At 59.3% G+C, this 21209-nt stretch carries 20 protein-coding genes and 1 pseudogene; 4 read left to right on the forward strand and 17 right to left on the reverse strand.

The features are described 5' to 3' along the window. Positions 1-30: 30 nt before the first annotated feature. A pseudogene (locus KBP52_RS08740) lies at positions 31-2176 on the reverse strand (3-hydroxyacyl-CoA dehydrogenase NAD-binding domain-containing protein). A gap of 24 nt (positions 2177-2200) precedes the next feature. After that, positions 2201-3406, reverse strand: a complete 1206-nt coding sequence (locus KBP52_RS08745; protein WP_212622622.1) for an acetyl-CoA C-acetyltransferase — start codon at positions 3404-3406, stop codon at positions 2201-2203. Positions 3407-3991: 585 nt separating this feature from the next. Between KBP52_RS08745 and KBP52_RS08750 the strand changes: the two genes are divergently transcribed. Next, positions 3992-4813: a cytochrome c gene (locus KBP52_RS08750; protein ID WP_212623118.1), complete on the forward strand. Its 822-nt coding sequence runs from the start codon at positions 3992-3994 to the stop codon at positions 4811-4813. Between the two features lie 119 nt (positions 4814-4932). Here KBP52_RS08750 and KBP52_RS08755 read toward each other — a convergent pair whose 3' ends face one another. The 10 genes from KBP52_RS08755 to KBP52_RS08800 form a co-directional block, all read right to left on the reverse strand. After that, complete coding sequence (locus KBP52_RS08755) at positions 4933-5736, reverse strand: transglutaminase family protein (protein WP_034151732.1); 804 nt, start codon at positions 5734-5736, stop codon at positions 4933-4935. After that, the gene (locus KBP52_RS08760; protein ID WP_016982907.1) at positions 5733-6683 is read right to left on the reverse strand and encodes an alpha-E domain-containing protein; all 951 of its coding nucleotides are present in this window, start codon (positions 6681-6683) and stop codon (positions 5733-5735) included. The genes KBP52_RS08755 and KBP52_RS08760 overlap by 4 nt, the downstream gene beginning before the upstream one ends. A 12-nt stretch (positions 6684-6695) precedes the next feature. Next, positions 6696-8105 carry a circularly permuted type 2 ATP-grasp protein gene (locus tag KBP52_RS08765; protein ID WP_016982906.1) on the reverse strand — a complete coding sequence of 470 codons (1410 nt, stop codon included), beginning with the start codon at positions 8103-8105 and terminating at the stop codon, positions 6696-6698. A gap of 487 nt (positions 8106-8592) precedes the next feature. Next, entirely contained in the window at positions 8593-8940 is a 348-nt protein-coding gene (locus KBP52_RS08770; RefSeq protein ID WP_007914059.1) for a ribonuclease E inhibitor RraB, read from the reverse strand. A 210-nt stretch (positions 8941-9150) separates the two neighbouring features. Beyond that, positions 9151-9384: a hypothetical protein gene (locus KBP52_RS08775; protein WP_116032855.1), complete on the reverse strand. Its 234-nt coding sequence runs from the start codon at positions 9382-9384 to the stop codon at positions 9151-9153. 237 nt (positions 9385-9621) lie between these two features. Then, positions 9622-10497 carry a polyamine aminopropyltransferase gene (gene speE / locus KBP52_RS08780; RefSeq protein ID WP_016982904.1) on the reverse strand — a complete coding sequence of 292 codons (876 nt, stop codon included), beginning with the start codon at positions 10495-10497 and terminating at the stop codon, positions 9622-9624. Positions 10498-10737: 240 nt separating this feature from the next. Continuing rightward, positions 10738-10929 (reverse strand): PLDc N-terminal domain-containing protein, encoded by a 192-nt coding sequence (locus KBP52_RS08785; RefSeq protein ID WP_007914053.1) that lies wholly within the window; start codon positions 10927-10929, stop codon positions 10738-10740. A 71-nt stretch (positions 10930-11000) separates the two neighbouring features. Next, positions 11001-11531, reverse strand: a complete 531-nt coding sequence (locus tag KBP52_RS08790) for a hypothetical protein (RefSeq protein WP_077571791.1) — start codon at positions 11529-11531, stop codon at positions 11001-11003. 167 nt (positions 11532-11698) lie between these two features. After that, positions 11699-12217, reverse strand: a complete 519-nt coding sequence (locus KBP52_RS08795; RefSeq protein WP_212622623.1) for an ankyrin repeat domain-containing protein — start codon at positions 12215-12217, stop codon at positions 11699-11701. A gap of 97 nt (positions 12218-12314) precedes the next feature. After that, the gene (locus KBP52_RS08800; protein WP_212622624.1) at positions 12315-14153 is read right to left on the reverse strand and encodes a long-chain-acyl-CoA synthetase; all 1839 of its coding nucleotides are present in this window, start codon (positions 14151-14153) and stop codon (positions 12315-12317) included. A gap of 390 nt (positions 14154-14543) precedes the next feature. Here KBP52_RS08800 and KBP52_RS08805 point away from each other — a divergent pair, with 390 nt between their 5' ends. Beyond that, positions 14544-14822, forward strand: a complete 279-nt coding sequence (locus KBP52_RS08805; RefSeq protein ID WP_008080936.1) for a DUF3509 domain-containing protein — start codon at positions 14544-14546, stop codon at positions 14820-14822. Between the two features lie 180 nt (positions 14823-15002). Here KBP52_RS08805 and mtnC read toward each other — a convergent pair whose 3' ends face one another. From mtnC to aroC, 5 genes are all read right to left on the reverse strand, one after another. Beyond that, on the reverse strand, positions 15003-15686 hold the full coding sequence (mtnC, locus tag KBP52_RS08810) for an acireductone synthase (RefSeq protein ID WP_141129881.1): 684 nt from the start codon (positions 15684-15686) through the stop codon (positions 15003-15005). A gap of 4 nt (positions 15687-15690) precedes the next feature. After that, positions 15691-16236 (reverse strand): acireductone dioxygenase, encoded by a 546-nt coding sequence (locus KBP52_RS08815; RefSeq protein ID WP_102901171.1) that lies wholly within the window; start codon positions 16234-16236, stop codon positions 15691-15693. Between the two features lie 93 nt (positions 16237-16329). Then, on the reverse strand, positions 16330-16956 hold the full coding sequence (locus KBP52_RS08820) for a methylthioribulose 1-phosphate dehydratase (RefSeq protein ID WP_007959997.1): 627 nt from the start codon (positions 16954-16956) through the stop codon (positions 16330-16332). Then, a complete protein-coding gene (locus tag KBP52_RS08825; protein ID WP_123592744.1) occupies positions 16953-18098 on the reverse strand; it encodes an MFS transporter in 1146 nt (381 codons plus the stop codon). The genes KBP52_RS08820 and KBP52_RS08825 overlap by 4 nt, the downstream gene beginning before the upstream one ends. Before the next feature lie 34 nt (positions 18099-18132). Next, entirely contained in the window at positions 18133-19224 is a 1092-nt protein-coding gene (gene aroC / locus KBP52_RS08830; RefSeq protein ID WP_212622625.1) for a chorismate synthase, read from the reverse strand. Between the two features lie 130 nt (positions 19225-19354). Here aroC and KBP52_RS08835 point away from each other — a divergent pair, with 130 nt between their 5' ends. Next, entirely contained in the window at positions 19355-20308 is a 954-nt protein-coding gene (locus KBP52_RS08835) for an alpha/beta fold hydrolase (RefSeq protein ID WP_212622626.1), read from the forward strand. Between the two features lie 99 nt (positions 20309-20407). Next, a complete protein-coding gene (locus tag KBP52_RS08840; RefSeq protein WP_110721157.1) occupies positions 20408-21199 on the forward strand; it encodes a hypothetical protein in 792 nt (263 codons plus the stop codon). Positions 21200-21209: the final 10 nt, after the last annotated feature.

Raw genomic sequence — 21209 nt, forward strand, 5'->3', positions numbered from 1 at the left:
GGCAAGGCAAGCCCCGGAATGCGCGTTCCCTTAGAACATTTGACCTTTCGCTGCTTTATCCAGCAGCAACGCGGGAGGCGCAAAACGCTCCCCATACTGCTCAGCCAGATATTGCGCGCGGGCGACGAAATCCTTCACCCCGTATTGATTGATGAACTGCAACGCACCGCCCGTCCACGCTGCAAAACCGATTCCGAAGATCGAGCCGACGTTAGCGTCCGCCGTCGAAGTCAGCACACCCTCCTCCAGACAGCGCACGGTTTCAATGGCTTGTACAAATAACAGCCGATCACGCACATCCTTGGGCGAAATCTGCCCATCGGCTCTCTCGAATCGCGTCTTCAGTTCGGGCCACAAATGTTTCTGTGCACCGCTTGGGTAATCGTAAAAACCGCCACCCGCCGCTTTGCCCGGACGCTTGTATTCGTTAAGCAGCAAGTCAATCACGGCGAAGGCCGGGTGCTCAATCAGCGGTTTCCCTTCTGCCTGTAGGTCCTTGGCAGTTTGCTGACGGATATGGCTCATCAGGCTGAGGGAAACTTCGTCAGAGATCGCCAGAGGCCCGACCGGCATCCCGGCCTTGCGCGCTTCGGTCTCGATCATCGGTGCGCTCACGCCTTCGCCGAGCATGGCGATGCCTTCGTTGGTGAACGTGCCGAATACCCGCGAGGTAAAGAAGCCGCGACTGTCGTTGACCACGATTGGCGTCTTCTTGATTTGCAGAACGAAATCAAAACCTCGGGCGAGGGTTTCGTCACTGGTCTGCGCGCCTTTGATGATTTCCACCAGAGGCATTTTTTTCCACCGGACTGAAGAAATGCAGTCCGATGAACTTGCCAGGATCAGGCACCGCCGTCGCCAGCCCCGTGATCGGCAGCGTCGAGGTATTCGACGCGATCACGGCTTCGGCACCCACCACCCGCTGGGCTGAAGAAGAGACTTTGGCCTTGAGATCGCGATCTTCAAATACCGCCTCGATGATCAGATCGCAACCCGCGAGGTCGGCATCACTTTCGGACGGTTTGATCCGCGCCAACACCTCATCACGCTTCGCAGCATCCATCTGTCCACGAGCGACTTTCTTGTCCAGCAACGCCGCAGAATGTGCTTTGCCTTTGTCGGCGGCAGCCAGATTGACGTCCTTGAGCACCACTTCAATACCCGCAGAAGCGCTGACAAAGGCAATCCCTGCGCCCATCATCCCGGCGCCGAGCACGCCGACCTTCTGCGTCTTATAAGGCGCAAAGCCCTGCGGCCGCGAACCTCCGGCGTTGATCTCATTGAGTTGAAACCAGAACGTGCCGATGAGGTTTTTCGAGATCTGCCCGGTGGTCAGTTCAGTGAAGTAACGGGTTTCGATCAGATGTGCAGTGTCGAAATCGACCTGAGCGCCCTCGACTGCCGCGCAGAGGATTTTCTCCGGCGCCGGCATTGTCCCTTGGGTCTTACTGCGCAGAATCGACGGCGCAATCGCCAGCATCTGCGCGACTTTCGGGTTCGACGGCGTGCCGCCCGGAATCTGATAACCCTTCACATCCCAGCGCTGCACTGCCGTCGGATTGGCAACGATCCAGGCGCGCGCCTTGGCCAGCAATTCATCGCGGTTTGCCGCCAGTTCATCAATCAAACCCGCCTGCAACGCCTGTTGCGGACGCACCTTTTTACCTTCAAGCAAATACGGCAGCGCTTTCTCGATGCCGAGCATGCGCACCATCCGTACTACTCCGCCACCGCCCGGCAACAGGCCAAGGGTCACTTCCGGCAGACCGAGTTGCACCGCCGCATCATCCAAAGCCACGCGATGATGACAGGCGAGGCAGATTTCCCAACCGCCGCCCAGCGCCGCGCCGTTGATCGCCGCGACCACCGGTTTGCCGAGGGTTTCCAGAGTGCGCAATTGCCCCTTGAGGGTCAGCACCATGTCGTAGAAGGCTTTGGCTTCTGGCTTGCCGACCTTGATCAACTCATTCAGGTCGCCGCCGGCAAAGAAGGTTTTCTTCGCCGAGGTGATGATGACCCCGGCAATGTGGTCTTTTTCCGCCACCAGCCGGGCGACACACGCGGCCATGGCCTCGCGGTACACAGCGTTCATGGTGTTGGCGCTCTGGCCCGGCATGTCGATGGTCAGCACGACGATAGCGTCCTGGCCTTTTTCGTAACGAATGGCTTCGCTCATAACAAGATTCCTTGGATTCGGGGCTCAGAGGCGTTCGATGATGGTGGCAATGCCCATGCCGCCGCCGACGCACAGCGTCGCCAGGCCATAGCGCAGGCGCCGCACTTCCAGCTCATCGAGCAAGGTGCCGAGGATCGCGCAACCGGTCGCGCCCAGCGGGTGGCCCATGGCGATGGAGCCGCCGTTGACATTGACCTTGTCGGGGTCGACGGCCATGTCCTTGATGAACTTCAGCACCACCGAAGCAAACGCTTCATTGACCTCGAACAGGTCGATGTCTTCAACGCGCAACCCGGCCTTGGCCAGTGCCTTGCGCGTTGCCGGCGCAGGGCCGGTGAGCATGATGGTCGGGTCGGTGCTGGTAACCGCTGTGGCGACAATGCGCGCCCGAGGTTGCAAGCCCAGCGTCCGCCCTTTGGCTTCGGAGCCGATCAGCATCAGCGCCGCACCGTCGACGATCCCGGAACTGTTACCCGGTGTGTGCACGTGATTGATTCGCTCGACATGGCTGTAGACCCGCAACGCCGTGGCGTCGAAACCCATCTGCCCGATCATTTCGAAACTCGGCTTGAGCTTGCCCAAGCCTTCCAGAGTCGACTCGGCACGAATGAACTCATCGTGATCGAGCAGGATGATGCCGTTCTGGTCCTGCACCGGCACCAGCGACTTGTTGAACGAGCCGTCAGCCCGCGCCCGTGCGGCTTTCTGTTGCGAGTGCAAGGCGTAGGCATCGACGTCCTGACGGCTGAAGCCTTCCAGCGTGGCGATAAGGTCCGCGCCAACACCTTGCGGAGTGAAATGACTGTGCAGGTTGGTTTGCGGGTCCAGCGCCCAGGCGCCGCCATCGCTGCCCATCGGCACCCGCGACATCGACTCGACACCACCGACCACCACCAGGTCTTCGAAGCCCGAACGCACTTTCATTGCGCCGAGGTTGACCGCTTCCAGTCCCGAAGCACAGAAACGGTTGATCTGCACGCCCGCAACGCTGACGTCCCAATCGGCCACTTGCGCGGCGGTTTTGGCGATGTCCGAGCCTTGATCGCCAATCGGCGTGACGCAGCCGACCACCACGTCATCGACCTGACTGGTGTCCAGCGCGTTACGCGCTTGCAGCGCGGTCAGCAGACCGGCCAGCAGATTCACCGGTTTGACGCTGTGCAGAGCGCCATCGGCCTTGCCTCTGCCACGGGGCGTGCGTAGCGCATCGAATATCAAAGCTTGGGTCATGTCGTCCTCGAACCTGTGCGGTGAGTGATTTCTTGTACCTTCACTCTTGGCCCAAGCCGTCATGGTTTCAATGACCACAGCGCTCAATGCGGTTGACGCCCACGCTCAGACGGACGGTCACAGAAGGCTGGGTGAACCGGTTCAGGTCGGCGAGTTGTCTAGCCAGCGGGCGGCAAAGAAGCTGGCAATAAGCCTCATGCCTTTTTAATCGCAATTGCCTAGCACTCCATATGAAATGGATCTAAGCCAAGCGTGACGCGGGCCCTAAGGTAGTACATGTACGTCAGAGTCGTCGGGTTTTGCCGAGGCCGACGTTCTTCAACAGGAAGTGCAGCGCTTGCCGTCATGGATATGCAGGCAAGCATCAGGAAATAACAATAAAGGCGGTCAAGCCATGTTCAAACAACCGAAAGTTCGTCAAGCAGGGCTCATTCTTTTCGCCACGACGCTGTTGTTGATTTTGCCGAATCTGACCAAGGTCATCGGCTGAATCGAGCGGCAGGTGCTGTTTATCGCCACTGAAAATGTGACTGGCCCGCTACCCGGGCCAGCGTGGCTGTGCCAACCTTTGCGCACTCTCACGACATGGACGGCGATCATTTGAAAGCGCTCATTGTGTTCGGGGCCATGCTGCTGAGCATGCCCTTGTCTGCCGCACAGTTGGATCTGCAACTGGGCGCAAACAGCCGCACCTGGCAGACCGAAGAACTGCTCAAGCATCCTCAAGTGCAAACCCTCACGATCAAAAACGATGTGTCCTACAAAAAGGACATGACCTATCGCGTCGTGCCTGTGGCTGCGCTGCTGACCGGGATAAAACCGCAAGATCATCTGCAAGCGGTGGCACTGGATGGGTTTGCCGCGGAATTGGCTGCGGCTCCGTTACTCAACCGCGACGGCGCACGGGCATGGCTGGCCATCGAAGATCCGGCACAGCCGTGGCCACCGCTGTCGGAAGGCAAGCATAGCGCCGGGCCGTTCTATCTGGTCTGGAGCGATCCACAGGCTGGCAATATCAGCCCGGAGCAATGGCCATTCCAGGTCGCGAGCATCAAGCGCATGGCGCCGGTGGCCGAACGCTTCCCGGCCCTGCTGCCGGATCCTGAGTTGAAGGCGGATGACCCGGTGAACCTGGGATTTGCACTGTTTCAGAAAAACTGTCTGGCGTGCCACCGGTTGAACGGTGCGGGGGATGCGCAGTTCGGGCCGGATCTGAATATTCCGTATAACCCGACCGAGTATTTCGGCGCGGATTTCCTCAAGCGTTACATTCGTGATCCGCAGAGTCTGCGTCAGTGGCCGCAGGCGAAGATGCCGGGGTTTTCGGTAGAGGTGTTGCCGGATGGAGATTTGCAGATGTTGGTGGGATATTTGAAACACATGGCCGGGCGCAAGGTTAAGCCCTGAGCACATTTCCTTGTAGGAGTGAGCCTGCTCGCGATAGCGGTGTATCAGTCAGCACATTTGTAACTGACAGACCGCTATCGCGAGCAGGCTCACTCCTACAAGGGTTTTGTGTGAGCCCGTTACTGTTGCTGGACGGAGATGACTGGCGTCGGCGAGACAAACACTTTCGCATGCATCTGCTCACAGCCACCGCCCCGGCGCATGCCGCGTACCGGGCAGGCATCCAGATAATCCAGACCCACCGCCAGTTTCAAATGCCGCTCCGGCCGCGCCAGTTGATTGGTCACATCAAAGCTGTACCAAGCGTCATCCAGCCAGGCTTCCGCCCAGGCGTGGCTCGCCAAATGCTCGCAATCCTCGCTGTACAAATAGCCCGACACATAACGTGACGGAATCCCGAGACTACGTGCACAAGCCAGAAACGCGTGAGCGTGATCCTGACAAACCCCGGCACGTCCGGCGAAAGCTTCCGCCGCGCTGGTGTCGACTTCAGTAGAACCCGGCGTATACGTCATGTGCTGATTCAAACCGTGCATCAAATCAATCAGCGCCGTGCGATCGCGCCGCTGCTTGCAGGATTTTTCCGCGAACGCACGCAGCGCCTCATCGGCCTCGGTCAAGCGAGTGAAGCGCAGAAACGGCAGCGCCGACTGGCTCTCGTGCTCGGCCTCGCGCAATTCGTCGATATCGACCTGCCCGCGGGCGCCGATGATGATCGCTTCGTGCGGTTCATCCATGGTCAGCACATGCAGGATATTGCCGAACGGATCGAGTTGCGCGCGCACCGGGCGTGGCAGGTCGAGTTGCCAGCTCAGCACATGCTGACGCTCGCTGTCGTGGGGGGTCAGCCGCAGGTACTGGATGCTCGCCCGCACCTGATCTTCGTAGTGATAGGTGGTCTCGTGGCTTATGGAAAGTCTCATGCAGCCTCCAGGTAGGAACTGTGAATGGCGTTGCCCAACTGGCGCACCAGCGGGATGAATTCGGTCAGCCACGCGTGCAGGCCTTCCTCGAGAATTTCGTTGATGCCGGTGTAGCGCAAGCGTGCGTCCATCTCTGCCGCCAGACGCTGCGCCGGTCGGCCGTTGGCGCCAGGCAACTGCGCGAGAATCTGATCGATCTCTTCGGTGCAGGCCCGCAGTGAACGCGGTACATCGGCGCGCAACAGCAGCAACTCGGCGACATGACGGGCCCCGGGCGCATCGCGGTAGATTTCGGTGTAGGCCTCGAAGGAGGACAAGGCGCGCAGCAAGGCACTCCACTGGTAATAAGCGTGGGCCGTACCGTCGCTGACCGCTTCAGCCTGATCGCCGGCCATTTCATAGCGGGCATCGAGCAACCGCAGCGTGTTGTCCGCGCGTTCGATGAACGTCCCGAGACGAATGAAACGAAATGCATCGTTACGCATGATCGTGCCGTAGGACGCACCACGAAACAGGTGCGAACGCTCCTTGATCCATTCGCAGAAACGGCTCATGCCATAGCGACTGAGGCCCTGTTCGGCGATCCCGCGAATCTCCAGCCATGTCGAATTGATGTTCTCCCACATGTCCGCCGTGATGCGCCCGCGCACGGCATGGGCGCTGGCCCGCGCCGCGCCGAGGCAACTGTAGATGCTCGCCGGGTTGGCGGCGTCGAGGGCAAAAAAGTGCAGCAGGCGTTCGGCATGCAGCGCGCCGTGACGCTCCAGATAATCGTCGAGGGTGCCAGTGATGAGCAGCGGCATCGCCAGTTCGTGCAAACCGTCGCCGCGACCGTCCTGCGGCATCAGCGACAGCGAATAACTGATGTCGAGCATCCGGGCGAGGTTTTCCGCCCGCTCCAGGTAACGCGACATCCAATACAGATCCGAGGCAGTTCTACTTAACATGGCAAGCTTCCTTCAATCCTCGACCACCCAGGTGTCCTTGGTTCCGCCGCCCTGGGAGGAATTCACCACCAGGGAACCTTCACGCAGCGCCACACGGGTCAAACCGCCAGGCACCACGCGGGTTTCGCGCCCGGACAAGACAAACGGACGCAAGTCGATATGGCGCGGGGCGATGCCGTTTTCGACAAAGGTCGGACAGGTCGACAGCGACAGCGTCGGTTGCGCGATGTATGCGTGCGGCTTGGCTTTGATGCGCTCGCGGAAGGCGTCGATTTCCGCCGTCGTCGACGCCGGCCCCACGAGCATTCCGTAACCACCGGAGCCTTGAGTTTCCTTGACCACCAGATCTGGAAGATTGGCCAGCACGTGGGAAAGTTCAGACGGGTTGCGGCATTGCCAGGTCGGCACGTTCTTCAGGATCGGTTCTTCGTCGAGGTAGAACCGGATCATGTCGGTAACAAACGGGTACACCGATTTGTCGTCCGCCACACCGGTGCCGATGGCATTGGCCAACACGACGTTGCCCGAGCGATAAGACGAGAGCAGCCCCGGCACACCGAGCATCGAGTCGGGGTTGAACGCCAGCGGGTCGAGGAACGCATCGTCGAGGCGGCGGTAGATCACGTCCACCGCTTTCGGGCCGTCGGTGGTGCGCATGAAGACTTTATCGTCACGCACGAACAGATCCGCGCCCTCGACCAGCTCCACACCCATTTCCCGCGCCAAAAACGCGTGCTCGAAGAACGCACTGTTGAAGCGCCCCGGCGTCAGCACCACCACGCTCGGGTCGTCGATCGGGCTTGAGCTTTTCAGGGTGTCGAGCAACAGGTTCGGGTAATGATCGATCGGCGCGATGCGCTGGGCGGCGAACAGCTCCGGGAACAGGCGCATCATCATCTTGCGGTCTTCGAGCATGTAGCTCACGCCGCTCGGAGTGCGCAGGTTGTCTTCAAGCACGTAGTAAGTGCCGTCACCATCGCGCACCAGATCGACGCCGGAGATGTGCGAATAGATATCGCGGTGCAGATCGAGGCCTTGCATCGCCAACTGATATTGCTCGTTGGCCAGCACCTGTTCGGCAGGAATGATCCCGGCCTTGATGATGCGCTGCTCGTGATAGAGGTCAGCGAGAAACATATTCAGCGCCTTGACCCGCTGGATGCAGCCGCGCTCAACGATCCGCCACTCGCTGGCGGGAATGCTGCGCGGAATGGTGTCGAAAGGAATCAGGCGCTCGGTGCCCTGCTCATCGCCGTAGAGCGTGAAGGTAATGCCGGCGCGATGGAACAGCAGATCGGCCTCACGTCGCCGCTGGGCCAACAGTTCGTCAGGCGTGTCAGCCAGCCATCGGGCGAACTCCCGATAATGCGGGCGAACCTGGCCGCCGGCGTCGTACATCTCATCAAAATAGGTGCGGATCATGCCGTACTCCTTGTCACCCGGACCTACAGGCCTTCGCAAGGCCCGTGCCATCGGCATAAACGCTTTGATTTCAACCGGTTGGAAATACACGCCGCAGGCACCGCACCATTCCTGTGCGGCAAATGCCCCAACCGGATTGCCCCCGCTTCATTGCGACGCACTGCATCGCCTATCACCAGCATAGTCAGAGTTGATTTCACTGCCCGGCGCTGCCTGCGGATAATCCGCGCATCCGCTGCAAAACTTCCCCGCGCACAGCGCCGCGAAGTCGCCAGCTCAACTGACCTGGACTGCCTGCGCAGCCCACCCTGCCTTAACCTTGACCGGTTTCCTCTCCTTATCGGTCTTCCCTTTTAGCCACCCTCTCCGGTGGCTTTTTTTTGCCTCGGTTTCTTGTTTCAGGGTTTTGCCACAGCGTTTTGCTTACGTCGGAAATGACAACGGCCAACCCGAAGGTCAGCCGTTGTTCAACAAATGAAACCAGAGATCAGTTCAAACGGTGGCGGTTGCGCACCTCCTGCTTTACGCCCCAGCCCTCGATGATGCCACCCAGAGGTTCAACCACGGCAGAGAATCCCTGCTCGAAGTCGCCGATATCGTCATAGGTCGCGTACATCACTTTGCTTAATTCCAGCGCCCACGCACCGTCATCACGCACGCTGACCTGGGCATTGATGGATTCACCGCGAAATTTGCCTGCCGCCCTGCGCGCCCGCTCCTCGTCCGGGAAAATCGCGTAGAACTCGATGGGATGGAATCGGGAAAAATCGAAACCGCCTTCTTTCATGCGGCGCAGAACATTGCTGCTGATGTCTTCTTGATAGGCTGTGCTCATGAATCGTCCCCCTCGCATAGATGGATAGACTTTCCGTATTCCCGCCCCGGGCCTCTGGCCAAAGTACTACGGCAACGTGGTTGCACGCGGGAACAAGCATGTAGCTGACAAGACCAGACCTTAGCGATCCGTTCGCTGATCTCGCTTGCAGAGTAGCCCCAAGTCAGAGCCGCTGCCAAGGCCTGGTTGCTTCGGATGAAAGGAAGATTTTCAGATTGGAGTGATGCTGCGGATCTTGATGCTGTTTTGGGTTTCGAGGCTTTTGACGCCAGCATCGGGGGTTCGCCCTTCCAGATCGTTGAGATCCAGTTTGGCGGCGACGGGCAGGAGCCGTTCCTTGATCAATCGAGCGGCCTCATCGTCCGTGGGGCATTCCGCGCGCTCGAACACCTCATCGACAATTTCACCATGATCGTCCACGAAAGTGACTTTCCACTTTTGCATCGGTGCCTCCTCGATCAAACCCGCAAATGGGCTTACCACTATCTCGACTGTGAACGCCGAAAGTTGGTTCAAAAGGATTACAGCGGGCGAAGATGAAAAAAACGACATCTATCGTGTGGAGCAAACAAATGTGGGAGCGAGCCTGCTCGCGAAGGGGTCTGTCCAGTCGACATATTCTTTGACTGACCTGACGCCTTCGCGAGCAGGCTCGCTCCCACAGGGGTAATGCGGTGTTCTTTAATCGTTGCTTGGCTTGTTGATCGCCTGCAGCACGTACTGCGGCAAGGCGAACGCGCCGATGTGGATTTCCGGGTTGTAGTAGCGCGTGACGATGCCGCTGCCGATGAAGCGCTGTTGCAGGGTTTCACGGCTGAGTTTGCGGTACGCCGGGTTGGTCGAGCCCCACGCAAATGTCATCGAACCGCCGATGTAGGTCGGTACGGCCGCTTGATAGAAGTGCCAGTCCGGGAACAGGCTGTTCAGGCGACCGGCGGTGGTTTTCACTTCGTCGATCTGCATGAACGGCGTGCCGTTCTGGGTCACCAGAATGCCGCCCTCGTTCAGGCAGCGGTGGCACGCCTGGTAGAAGTTCTCCGAGAACAACACTTCGCCCGGGCCGATCGGGTCGGTGGAGTCGGAGATGATCACGTCGAATTTTTCCGTGGTGGTGGCAACGAAACGCATGCCATCGTCGATCACCAGGTTCAGACGCGGATCGTCGTAGGCGCCGCTGGAGTGGTTCGGCAGGAACTCTTTGCACATGTCGACCACGGTGCCGTCGATCTCGACCATGGTGATGTGCTCGACGCCGGCATGCTTGGTCACTTCGCGCAGCATGCCGCCGTCACCGCCGCCGATGATCAGTACGCGCTTGGCACTGCCATGGGCGAGGATCGGCACGTGGGTGAGCATTTCGTGGTAGATGAATTCGTCGGCTTCGGTGGTCTGGATCACGCCGTCCAGCGCCATGACACGGCCCATGCGCGGGTTCTGGAATATCACCAGGTGCTGGTGTTCGGTGCGCACTTCGTGCAGCAGTTTTTCCATGCGAAAACGCTGGCCGTAGCCTTCGTAGAGGGTTTCCAGGTACTCGCTGGTTTTGGTGACGGTCATGGTCAAGTGCTCCGATGAATGCGCGGGCGCCAATCGTGGGGACGATTGCCCGGGAAAGGCGCGCATTCTACGTTGCCGAAGATGACAGGTCGAACCTCACTTTATCGGCAACCCGCAATCCCTTGTAGGAGTGAGCCTGCTCGCGATAGCGGTTTTTCAGTCACTGACTCATTGACTGAAGGATAGCTATCGCGAGCAGGCTCACTCCTACAGGGTATTGTGGTGTTCTCGGGATCAGTGTCAGATCCGCACGTTGCCCCGCGGCCCGGCAATCGCCCAGATGATCAGGCCCAGCACTGGCAGGAGGATGATCAGCAGCACCCAGACGATTTTCATCCCGGTGGTCGCGCCGCTTTTCAACACGTTGATGATGGCCCAGATGTCGAGGGCAAGGATGATCAGGCCAATCAGACCGTTGAACGTGGAACCCATGGTGTCGCTCCAGAATAGTGGCATGCACTTTTAGGATAGACGGTCGCGCGCAGGGTTCCCTTTTATTGCACTCAGACGTGAACGGCGATCTTCAGGGCTTCGAGCGAGGGTGCGGCGGCGATGCCGACTTCGGCGCACAGTTCCAGCACCCGAGGCACGTCGTTGCCGAAGACCAACACCATTTGCAATTCGTCGTCGAGCAGTTGGCTGAAGTTCATCAGTGTGTAACCGCCGTTTTCCTTGTTCATGCTGCTCATTTGCACTTGGATGCGGTTGAGTGCAGTCAGGGCTTCGGTCTTTGCCAGTTGCTTCGGTTTGAGGTTGAAATCCACGCCCGGGCCGAACGAGGCGACGATCTGCGCGAACAGGTCAACGTAAGTGTCAGCCTGGAACAGCACGGTTTCCGGCAAGCTACCGACCACGACCCACTCGCCCAGCGGGATCGGGAAGGTGTCGTCGTAGTTGATGTCGGGGTTGGCTGCCAGAAAAGCATCGGCATCGGCGTAGGCCTGTGCCGCTTCGTCGGCGACTTTCAGGATCTCGTCCTCGCCCATGCAGCCGGAGCTGATTTTGCTGATGAGTTCGACGAGTGCGGCTTTCATGAGGGCGGATCCTGTGGCGAAGGTGAATTTCGAGGGCGCGGAGGATAGCGCACAAAGTAAAAGATCGCAGCCTGCGACAGCTCCTACAAGTTCAGCGTTCGACCGCGAAACGGGCCACAAACGCAATCAGTGCAGGAACTGCCGCAGGCTGCGATCTTCTGATCTTATCAACCCAACAAATTTTCCAGCTGCGCCGTGGTATCAACCGCGCCCATCGTCCGTGCAGCGTCCAGCGCCGTCACGCCGTTGGCGTCCTTGGCTTGCGCGTTGGCACCCTTGCTGATCAGGTAATCGACGATTTCAACACGGTTGAACATCGCAGCCATCATCAGCGCCGTACGCCCATCAAACGACGAGCCTTCGATCTCGGCGCCCGCCTCGACCAGCGCCTTGACCACCGCCAGATCACCTTTGAACGCCGCTCCGGCAATCGGGCTCTGGCCGTTGCCATTGCGCATTTCCGGGTCGGCTTTGTGTTTAAGCAGCACTTGCACCGCATCCACATGGCCGTAGTAGCTGGCCAGCATCAGCAATGTGTCGCCCTTGCTGTTTTTCAGGTTGACCGGCAAACCGGCCGTGACCAGACGATCAAGCATCTCGGCATCACCGTCGCGCGCCTTGTTGAAAACCTGCTCAGTGAATTCGGCAGCTTCTTCAGGGGTCATCTGGCGGCTTTGGTCGGACATGGGGCAACTCCACTTTCGGTCAATCGGAAAGCCGACAGTTTCCCGAGCGAGGCCGTGGCTGTCACCCCCTTTTTCTCAAGCCTGCCCATAGCCAGATTCAATAACGATGTTTGCCCTGATGAATTTCGGCCAATACGTCGTCAGTGACCCGAACATAAGTCTGCGTTCCGGGCAGCCAAGCGTAGATCGGATCATCGCCCGTCTGACCGGGGTCGAAGCCTTCATTTTTCAGGCGGGTTTTCTGATATTTGAAGGTGCCGGTGGTTTCCATTTTCACCTTCACCCGCAGGAACAACGGCACCGCGTAGGCCGGCATACGTTCGCGGGCAAAGGTCAGCAACTCGGCGAAATCCAGGGTTGCAAGGGATTCCGCAGGCGTGATCGCCGCCATTCCGGCACGGCCGTTGGTGTTGCGGATTTCCACGCCATAAGCCACTGCTTCGGAGATGTGCGGGTGTTGCAGCAACAGGTTTTCGACTTCAGTGGTCGAGACGTTTTCGCCCTTCCAGCGATAGGTATCACCGAGCCGATCAACAAATTGTGCGTGGCCAAAACCGATGTTGCGCAGTAGGTCGCCGGTGTTGAAAAAGCGATCGCCTTTGCTAAACACGTCGTGCAGCACGACTTTGGCGGTTTTCTGCGGATCGGTGTAGCCGTCCAGCGGCGCCTTCTCGTCGATCCGCGCCAGCAAAAGCCCCTGCTCGCCTTTGCCGACCTTGCGCATGAAACCGTCGGCGCTGCGCAGCGGCTCACCGCTGTCATGGTCGTAGGCCACCAACTCCCAAGCCATCAGCGAGAAGCCAATGGTGTTGTCGAAGTTGAGAATGTTGGTGAAACCGATATTGCCGTCGCTCGCCGCATACAGTTCACAGATGTGCTCGACGGCGAAACGGGTCTTGAACTCGGCCCAGGCGCCGGGGCGCAAGCCGTTGCCGATCATCTTGCGCACATCGTGGCGGCTGTCATCGGCGCTGGCCGGTTGATCGACCAGATAACGACACAATTCGCCGACGTAACCGATGGTGGTCGCGCGATAACGACGCACGTCGTTCCAGAACTGGCTGGCGCTGAATTTGCGACGAATCGCGAAGCCCGAGGCGCCGTTGACTGCCGAGCCCCAGCACACGCAAAGACCGGTAGCGTGATACAGCGGCAAGGTGCAATAGACGACATCGTCGGGGCCCATATTGAGGGCGATCATGCCGAAACTGGCGGAGCTGCGCATCCAGCGACCATGTTTGAACACCCCGGCTTTCGGCAGGCCCGTGGTGCCCGAGGTGTAGATGTAGAAACATGGATCGTCGAAGAAGATCTGCTGGCTGCTCGACGGATTTTCGCTGGAGGCGTCGGCACTGGCGCTGATCAGATTGACGTAGCCTTCGGGCGCAATGCCCGGATAGCTGTAGGTGTCCTGATCGGCGACAAACCAGGTGCGCGGCGCGGTGATCGCCACTTGCTCGCGAATCGCCGCATAAGCCGGGAGCAGTTCTTCGCCGACGACAATCGCTACCGGCGCCACCAGATTCACGCTGTGGATCAGCGTGTCGCGGGATTGTGAAGTATTGAGCAGCGCGCTGACGGCACCGACCTTGGCCAGCGCCAGAATGGTCACCAGCAATTCCGGGCGATTTTCGATAAACACCGCGACCACGTCGCCCTTGCCGATGCCCTGCCCGTTCAGATAGTGGGCAATGCGGTTGGCCCACTGATTGACCTGCGAATAGCTCAGCAGCACGTCGCCCTGCAGTAGCGCCGGGCCTTCGGGATTGCGCAGGGTCGCTTGCTCGAACGTCCAGCCAAGGCCACAGCTTTGGGTCGGATCCGTGACATTTGCCACCTTCATGCCCTTGACCACCCGTGGGATGGCTTTGGCAATCATCGGCAGTTTGCGGAGCATCATGCCCCAGGTAATCGTGTCGCTTGGCGCGTGACTCATGGAAGCTCCCCGTTCGACCTTGACGTGCAGATCGATGTTTTTATTTTTCGGGCTTTGGCTTGATGCAACCGACGCGTTCAAGCGCAGGTCGAGATCGAAAATACGTCAGCGCTTCTCGCGCTGTACACGCGGTTTTTGCAATGTTTTGTATCCGCTGACTTGGCGGGCGCGAAGATGATCGCCGGGGCGAGGATTGGTTCCGTCGAATAGACAATGATCCCGCAAAATGCAGGATGCACGATGGCCATTCATGCAGTTTGCACGACGACCTGAATTTTCTTATTTTTTAAGTTACTGATTTATAAGGGATTTTTTATTTTCAAATGCTGGCACAATCGCTGCAACCTCCTTTGCATGCTTGCCATTCAAGTGCATACGGAGCTGAAAGACATGAGCCTGATCCAAGAAAAATTTACCTCCCTGTTCTCCAACTTCGACGTCACCACTGCGCCACGCCCCGATGGCGGGATTCTGCTGACCCTGCGCAGCAGCGACGGTAAAGTGTTTAAACGCGCTCTGACTTATCAACAACTGCATGCCGGCGACCAACTGTCGTGGGCGATCAGTGCGATTCGCCGTGACTTGGCTGAGCAAGCCAGTGAACTGCCGCAAATTGCCATGCTGCAGAGCCAGCAGCGTTTTGCCCTGCCGACGTATCACTCGCTGTAAGTTCTAAAGCGCTTTAAACAAAACAGGCCGTGGAGCTTTCGCTTCACGGCCTGTTTTTTGTGTTGATGCAAAACCCTGTGGGAGCGAGCTTGCTCGCGAAAGCGGTGTGTCAGGGATAAATTTTTATCTGATATTCCGCCTTCGCGAGCAGGCTCGCTCCCACATTGGGGTTTTGTGTGGTTAGAAAGCTTCGGGTTCTATGCCGGTGAAGGTGTCGACGGTGATGTGGCTGCCCAGTTCGCCGCCTTCACGGGCGAGGCCGCAGGTTTGCAGGCCGGCTGCCTGCGCGGCGTCGAGTTCTTCGACGATGTCCGAGAGGAACAGAATCTCCCCCGCTTCAACGCCAATGGCTTGCTGGATATTGGTGTACGACTGCGCCTCGCGCTTGGGCCCCGACGTCGTGTCGAAATACCCGCTGAACAGCGGCGTCAGATCCCCCGCCTCCGAGCAGCCGAAAATCAGCTTCTGTGCCTGAATCGAGCCCGACGAGTACACAAACAGTTGATAACCCGCCGCGTGCCAGCGTTTTAGCGCTTCAACGGCATCCGGGTAAACATGCCCCTTCAACTGCCCGGCGTGATAACCCTGGGCCCAGACCATGCCTTGCAAAGCCTTGAGCGGCGTGGCTTTGCGATCTTCTTCGATCCAGCTCAAGAGGATTTCAACAACCCGTTCAACATCGGCCTGCGGTGCGTTGCTGTCACGGCGTACGGCGTCGAGTTGCTCGGCGACATCGGCGCGTTCGGCGTTCTGCCGAACGAAATCCGGCAAATGTTTGGCCGCGTACGGAAACAGCACGTCAAACACGAAACTCACCGCGCTGGTGGTGCCTTCGATGTCAGTGACAATGGCTTTGATCGACATCGAATCAGTCCTCCAGACGCGGGAAACGGCCAGCGATGTCTTCGCCGGTGAAGTTGGCAACCCAACCTTCAGGGTTGTTAAACAGGCGAATCGCCACGAAGTGCGGATGCTCGCCCATGTCGAACCAATGCTTGGTGCCGGCCGGCACCGAGATCAGATCGTTCTTCTCGCACAGTACGGCGTAGACGTAATCGTCGATGTGCAAGGTAAACAGCCCACGGCCAGCAACGAAAAAGCGTACTTCGTCTTCGCCATGGCGGTGTTCTTCAAGGAACTTGGCGCGCAATTCGGCTTTTTGCGGGTGATCGCTGTTCAGGCTGATGACATCGACGGTGATGTAACCGCGCTCGGTCATCAGTTGGTCGATCTGCTCTTTATAGGCGCTGATCACTTCTTCCTGGGTGGCACCGGGCTGGATCTTCGCGGCGGCTTGCCAGCGGTCGAAGCGCACGCCCTGCTCGGCCAGGGTCGAGGCGATGTCCTCGAAGTGCGTCAGCACCTTGTTCGGGATGTCGGGGCTTGAGACGTGATAGACGGACAGGCTGCTCATGGGGCAATTCCTCGGTATCGGCCTTGCCGTCCGGTTCTTGCAGACCGGTCGGGCACAGCATTTCATCAGGCAAATGGGCTACTTCCGGTGAAGTCAGCCTTGGCGGTTCATGACGCTGCGGGTTTTCAACTCGCATTCAAACAGAAACTCAAAGGCCTCGATCTGCCGCAGCGCATCGCTCATCTGCGCGCCCCAGGTGTAGAGGCCGTGGCCGCGAATCAGATAACCAACGCAATCGGGATGGGCGTCGAGCCAAGGCTGCACCTTGGCGGCGAGGCGCGCAATGTCCTGATCGTTGTCGAAAATCGGCACGCGCACCCGCGATTCGTGAGTCGAGATGCCGCTGAAGGCTTTCTGCAATTCGTAGTCTTCGAATTCGATAAAGTCTTGCGGGGTCAGGCGCGACAGCACCGTGGCATTCACCGAATGGGTGTGCAGCACTGCGCCGATCTCCGGCCGCCAGCTATACAGCTGGGTGTGCAGCAGGGTTTCCGCGGACGGTTTTTTGCCTGGCTCCAGGCTGTTGCCCGACAGATCGGTGGCGAGCACATCGTCCAGACCCAACTGGCCTTTGTGCTTGCCCGACACGGTCAGCAGCGCTTCGCTCGGCGACAGGCGCGTCGAGTAGTTGCTGCTGGTGGCCGGCGACCAGCCGCGACCATAAAGAAAGCGCCCGGCATCGACGATTTGCTGGGCGAGTTGTTCACGCGTAAGGCTCATGGCCTGTCCTCTTGCATACGTGTGGCAATGATAACGGCAGCAGCGAGCGCCGCGAGACTGGCAATACTAAAGGTCAATGTCGCGCCGAGGGCATTCCAGCTGTAACCGGAATACAACGCGCCCATGGCGCCGCCGGTGCCGGCCAGTGCTGCGTACAACGCCTGGCCCTGCCCTTGCTGGCGCGCGCCGAAGCTACGTTGCACGAACGCGATGGCAGCGGCATGAAAGCTACCGAAGGTTGCTGCGTGCAGAATCTGCGCGAACAACAGCACCGACAGAAACTCGGCGAACGAACCTAGCAGCAACCAGCGCAGCGCCGCCAGCAGAAAACTCGCCATCAGCACGCGGCGCAGGGAAAACCGCGCAAGAATCCGGCTCATCGCCATGAACATCAGCACTTCAGCGACCACACCCACGGCCCAGAGCATGCCGATGGTGCCGCGTGCGTAGCCGAGCCGTTCAAGGTGCAAAGTCAGAAAGGTGTAATACGGGCCGTGGCTCATCTGCATCAACGCCACGCAACCGTAAAACGCCAGCACGCCGGGATTGCGCAGTTGCTTGAGGAAACCCTCGCCGGTCGGCCGATTGCCTTGCGGCGGTTGCGCATTCGGCACCCACAGACTGCTGAGCACGATGCCGGCCATGATCAGCACCAGCGCCGCCGGATAGATGTCGAGGCTGAGCCATTCGAACAGCCGCCCCAGCGCGACCACGGTGATGATGAAACCGATCGATCCCCACAGGCGAATCTGGCTGTAACGCGAGGTCTGCCCCTGTAAATGCGCGAGGGTGATAACTTCGAATTGCGGCAGCACCGCGTGCCAGAAAAATGCGTGCAGCGCCATGACCATCGCCAGCCAGGCGTAGGTCTTGCTGACGAAAATCAACGAGAAGGTCAGCAGTGTGCAGACCGCGCCGAAGCGCACGATGGCCAGGCGTTTGCCGGTGTAATCGCCGAGCCAGCCCCAGATGTTCGGCGCCACGCAGCGCATCAGCATCGGGATCGCGACCAGTTCACCAATGCGCGCCGGACTGAAACCGAGGTGATCGAAGTACAGCGCCAGAAACGGCGCTGTCGAGCCGAGCAAGGCGAAATAGAACAGATAGAAACTGGACAGCCGCCAGTAAGGAAGCGCCGCCACGCCGGTTATGCCGCGACGGCTTTAAGGCCCGCCATCAAAGCTGGCCCAGCACCGGCGTGCTCACACGCACATCGGCGTTCTGCCCACGGTGACGCAGCAGGTGATCCATCAGCACAATGGCCATCATCGCTTCGGCAATCGGCGTGGCGCGGATGCCGACGCACGGATCATGACGGCCCTTGGTGATCACATCGACCGGGTTACCGTGGATGTCGATCGAACGGCCCGGGGTGGTGATGCTCGACGTCGGCTTCAATGCCAGATGGGCAATGATCGGCTGACCAGACGAAATGCCACCGAGAATGCCGCCTGCATTGTTGCTGAGGAAACCTTCCGGGGTCATTTCATCGCGGTGCTCGGTGCCACGCTGGGCAACCGAGGCGAAACCGGCGCCGATTTCCACGCCTTTCACTGCGTTGATGCTCATCAGCGCATGCGCCAGTTCGGCATCGAGACGGTCGAAAATCGGCTCGCCCAGACCGGGCATCACGCCTTCGGCAACGACGGTGATCTTCGCCCCGACCGAGTCCTGATCGCGGCGCAATTGGTCCATGTAGGCTTCCAGCTCCGGCACTTTATCCGGATCCGGGCTGAAGAAGGCGTTCTCTTCCACCGAATCCCAGGTCTTGAACGGGATCTCGATCGGGCCGAGCTGGCTCATGTAGCCACGGATGACGATGCCCTGAGTGGCCAGGTATTTCTTGGCGATCGCACCCGCGGCCACGCGCATCGCGGTTTCCCGCGCCGAACTGCGGCCACCGCCACGATAGTCGCGCTCGCCGTATTTGTGGTGATAGGTGTAATCGGCGTGGGCCGGGCGGAACAGATCCTTGATCGCCGAGTAGTCCTTGGACTTCTGGTCGGTGTTGCGGATCAGCAAGCCGATCGAGCAACCGGTGGTGCGCCCTTCGAACACGCCGGAGAGGATTTCGACTTCGTCGGCTTCCTGACGCTGGGTGGTGTGGCGGCTGGTGCCGGGCTTGCGGCGATCGAGGTCGCGCTGCAGGTCTTCGAGGGAGATCTCCAGGCCCGGCGGGCAGCCGTCGACAATGGCGACCAACGCCGGACCATGGCTTTCGCCAGCGGTGGTGACAGTGAACAACTTGCCGTAGGTATTGCCGGACATGCAGGACGCTCCGTGAAATCAAACCCAAATTCGTGATGCGCGCCAGTATACGCAGGCTAACCGAGTAGTTCATCCTCGAACCTTAGTGGTGCTGGCGAGTCCAACCGGCACCTTGGCGAATGATGGCGTGATGATGCTGCGAGTTTTGATCTTGAGTCTTACCCTGTTTACGGGCTTTGCCCAAGCGACGGTCCTACAGCGTCCGGTAAATTTGGATACTGGCACCGGCGAGCTTTTCGGCTCGCTGTTGTTGCCAAAATCTGACAACCCGGTGCCGGTTGTCCTGATCATTTCTGGCTCCGGTCCTACGGATCGTGACGGAAACAACCCCGACGGCGGGCGCAACGACAGCCTAAAACGCTTGGCGTGGGTGCTGGCCAAACACAACATCGCCAGCGTGCGTTACGACAAACGCGGTGTTGCGGCGAGCCTGGCGGCGACGCCGGATGAGCGCAATTTGTCGGTGGAAGCCTATGCGGCGGATGCAGTGGCGTGGGGGCAGAAGCTCAAGACTGATCCGCGTTTCGGCAAGCTGATCCTGCTCGGCCACAGTGAAGGCGCGCTGATTGCCAGCCTCGCTGCACCGAAAGTCGATGCGGCGGCGGTGATTTCCCTGTCCGGCAGCGCCCGCCCGGTCGATCAGGTGATCCGCGAGCAACTGGCCCGCAGCCTGCCGCCGCCGCTGATGCTGCGCAGCAATGAATTGCTCGACAGCCTCAAGGCTGGCCACACCGACGACAATGTTCCGCAACCGTTGCAAGTGATTTTCCGCCCGAGCGTGCAGCCGTATCTGATTTCACTGTTCCGTCAGGATCCGGCCAAAGCCTTCGCGCAATTGCAGATGCCGGCGCTGATCGTCCAGGGCAGCAATGACATGCAGGTCGGCGTTGGCGATGCGCAGGCGCTGAAAGCCGCCAAACCCGACGCCGAACTGGCGGTGATCGATGGCATGAACCATGTCATGCGCATCGTCCACAACGATATGAAGCGGCAATTGGCTTCGTACAAGGATCCAAATTTGCCGCTAGCGGCGGAACTCGGCGCGAAGATCATTGAGTTTATTGACGGACTTCGCGCCAGTTAACCGTTGTTTGCCCTCTAGTCCTGCAAAAAACGGCCGATAAGCCTTTGTCGCCAGCGCAACGGCTGGCGACAAGCAGGGCTTGGACAGGATCTCGCCGTTATGACTGATACCCAGACTTCACCCGACACCACCGCTGAAAAAGACGCACCGCCAGCGGTCGAGCTGCCGTGGGCGGATGTCCACGTCGAGCACCACAAGATGCTCCGCCTGGCCCCGCTGCAAACCGATCGCAACACCGGCGGGCGCCCATTGCGCTTCGTCGAATTCGGCTATGCCGAGCGCAACAGCAAAGAAAAAAGCCTGATGCGCATGGCGATCAAACTGCCCGGCCAGCGTGTGCGCAAAGAGCAGAATCAGCTGGACGTGTGGGTTGATCACACGACCAAGCGTGTGCACTTCGGCCCGGACAGCGGCCTACAGATCGAACCGATGAACCGTGGCATCGGCCGCTACATGGCCGCGCAAGGCATCAACTGGGCGAAAAAACGTTGGCCGACCTACACCGTCGACGGCATGGACTTGAACAACAAGGACGCGCTGAACGAAGACACGCGCCTGCGTCGCGATCATTTTCTGCGCGTGCATGGTTTTGATGTGGTGTACGCCGATGCCCAGCATTTGAAGGGCAGCGTCAAGGAAGTGCAGGTTGGCGATTTGCTCGGTGACTGGAACAGCGAAAAGCTACAGATTGTCGAGATTCTTGAGGCAGCGCAGATGCTCCAGCAGGCCGAGCAGAATCTGGCCGAGCAGGAAGTGAAGCTGAAGAAGCAGGAAGACAAGGTCAGCAAGTTCAAGCGTGAAGATGCTGGTCTGCGTTTCACGATTACCTGTCTGGTGGCGTTTGCGGTGTTTCAGGCGGGGTTGTTGATCTGGATTGCTACGCACCGCTGATGGCTTGAGA

It is taken from the genome of Pseudomonas sp. SCA2728.1_7, assembly GCF_018138145.1.
Lineage (GTDB): Bacteria > Pseudomonadota > Gammaproteobacteria > Pseudomonadales > Pseudomonadaceae > Aquipseudomonas > Aquipseudomonas koreensis_A.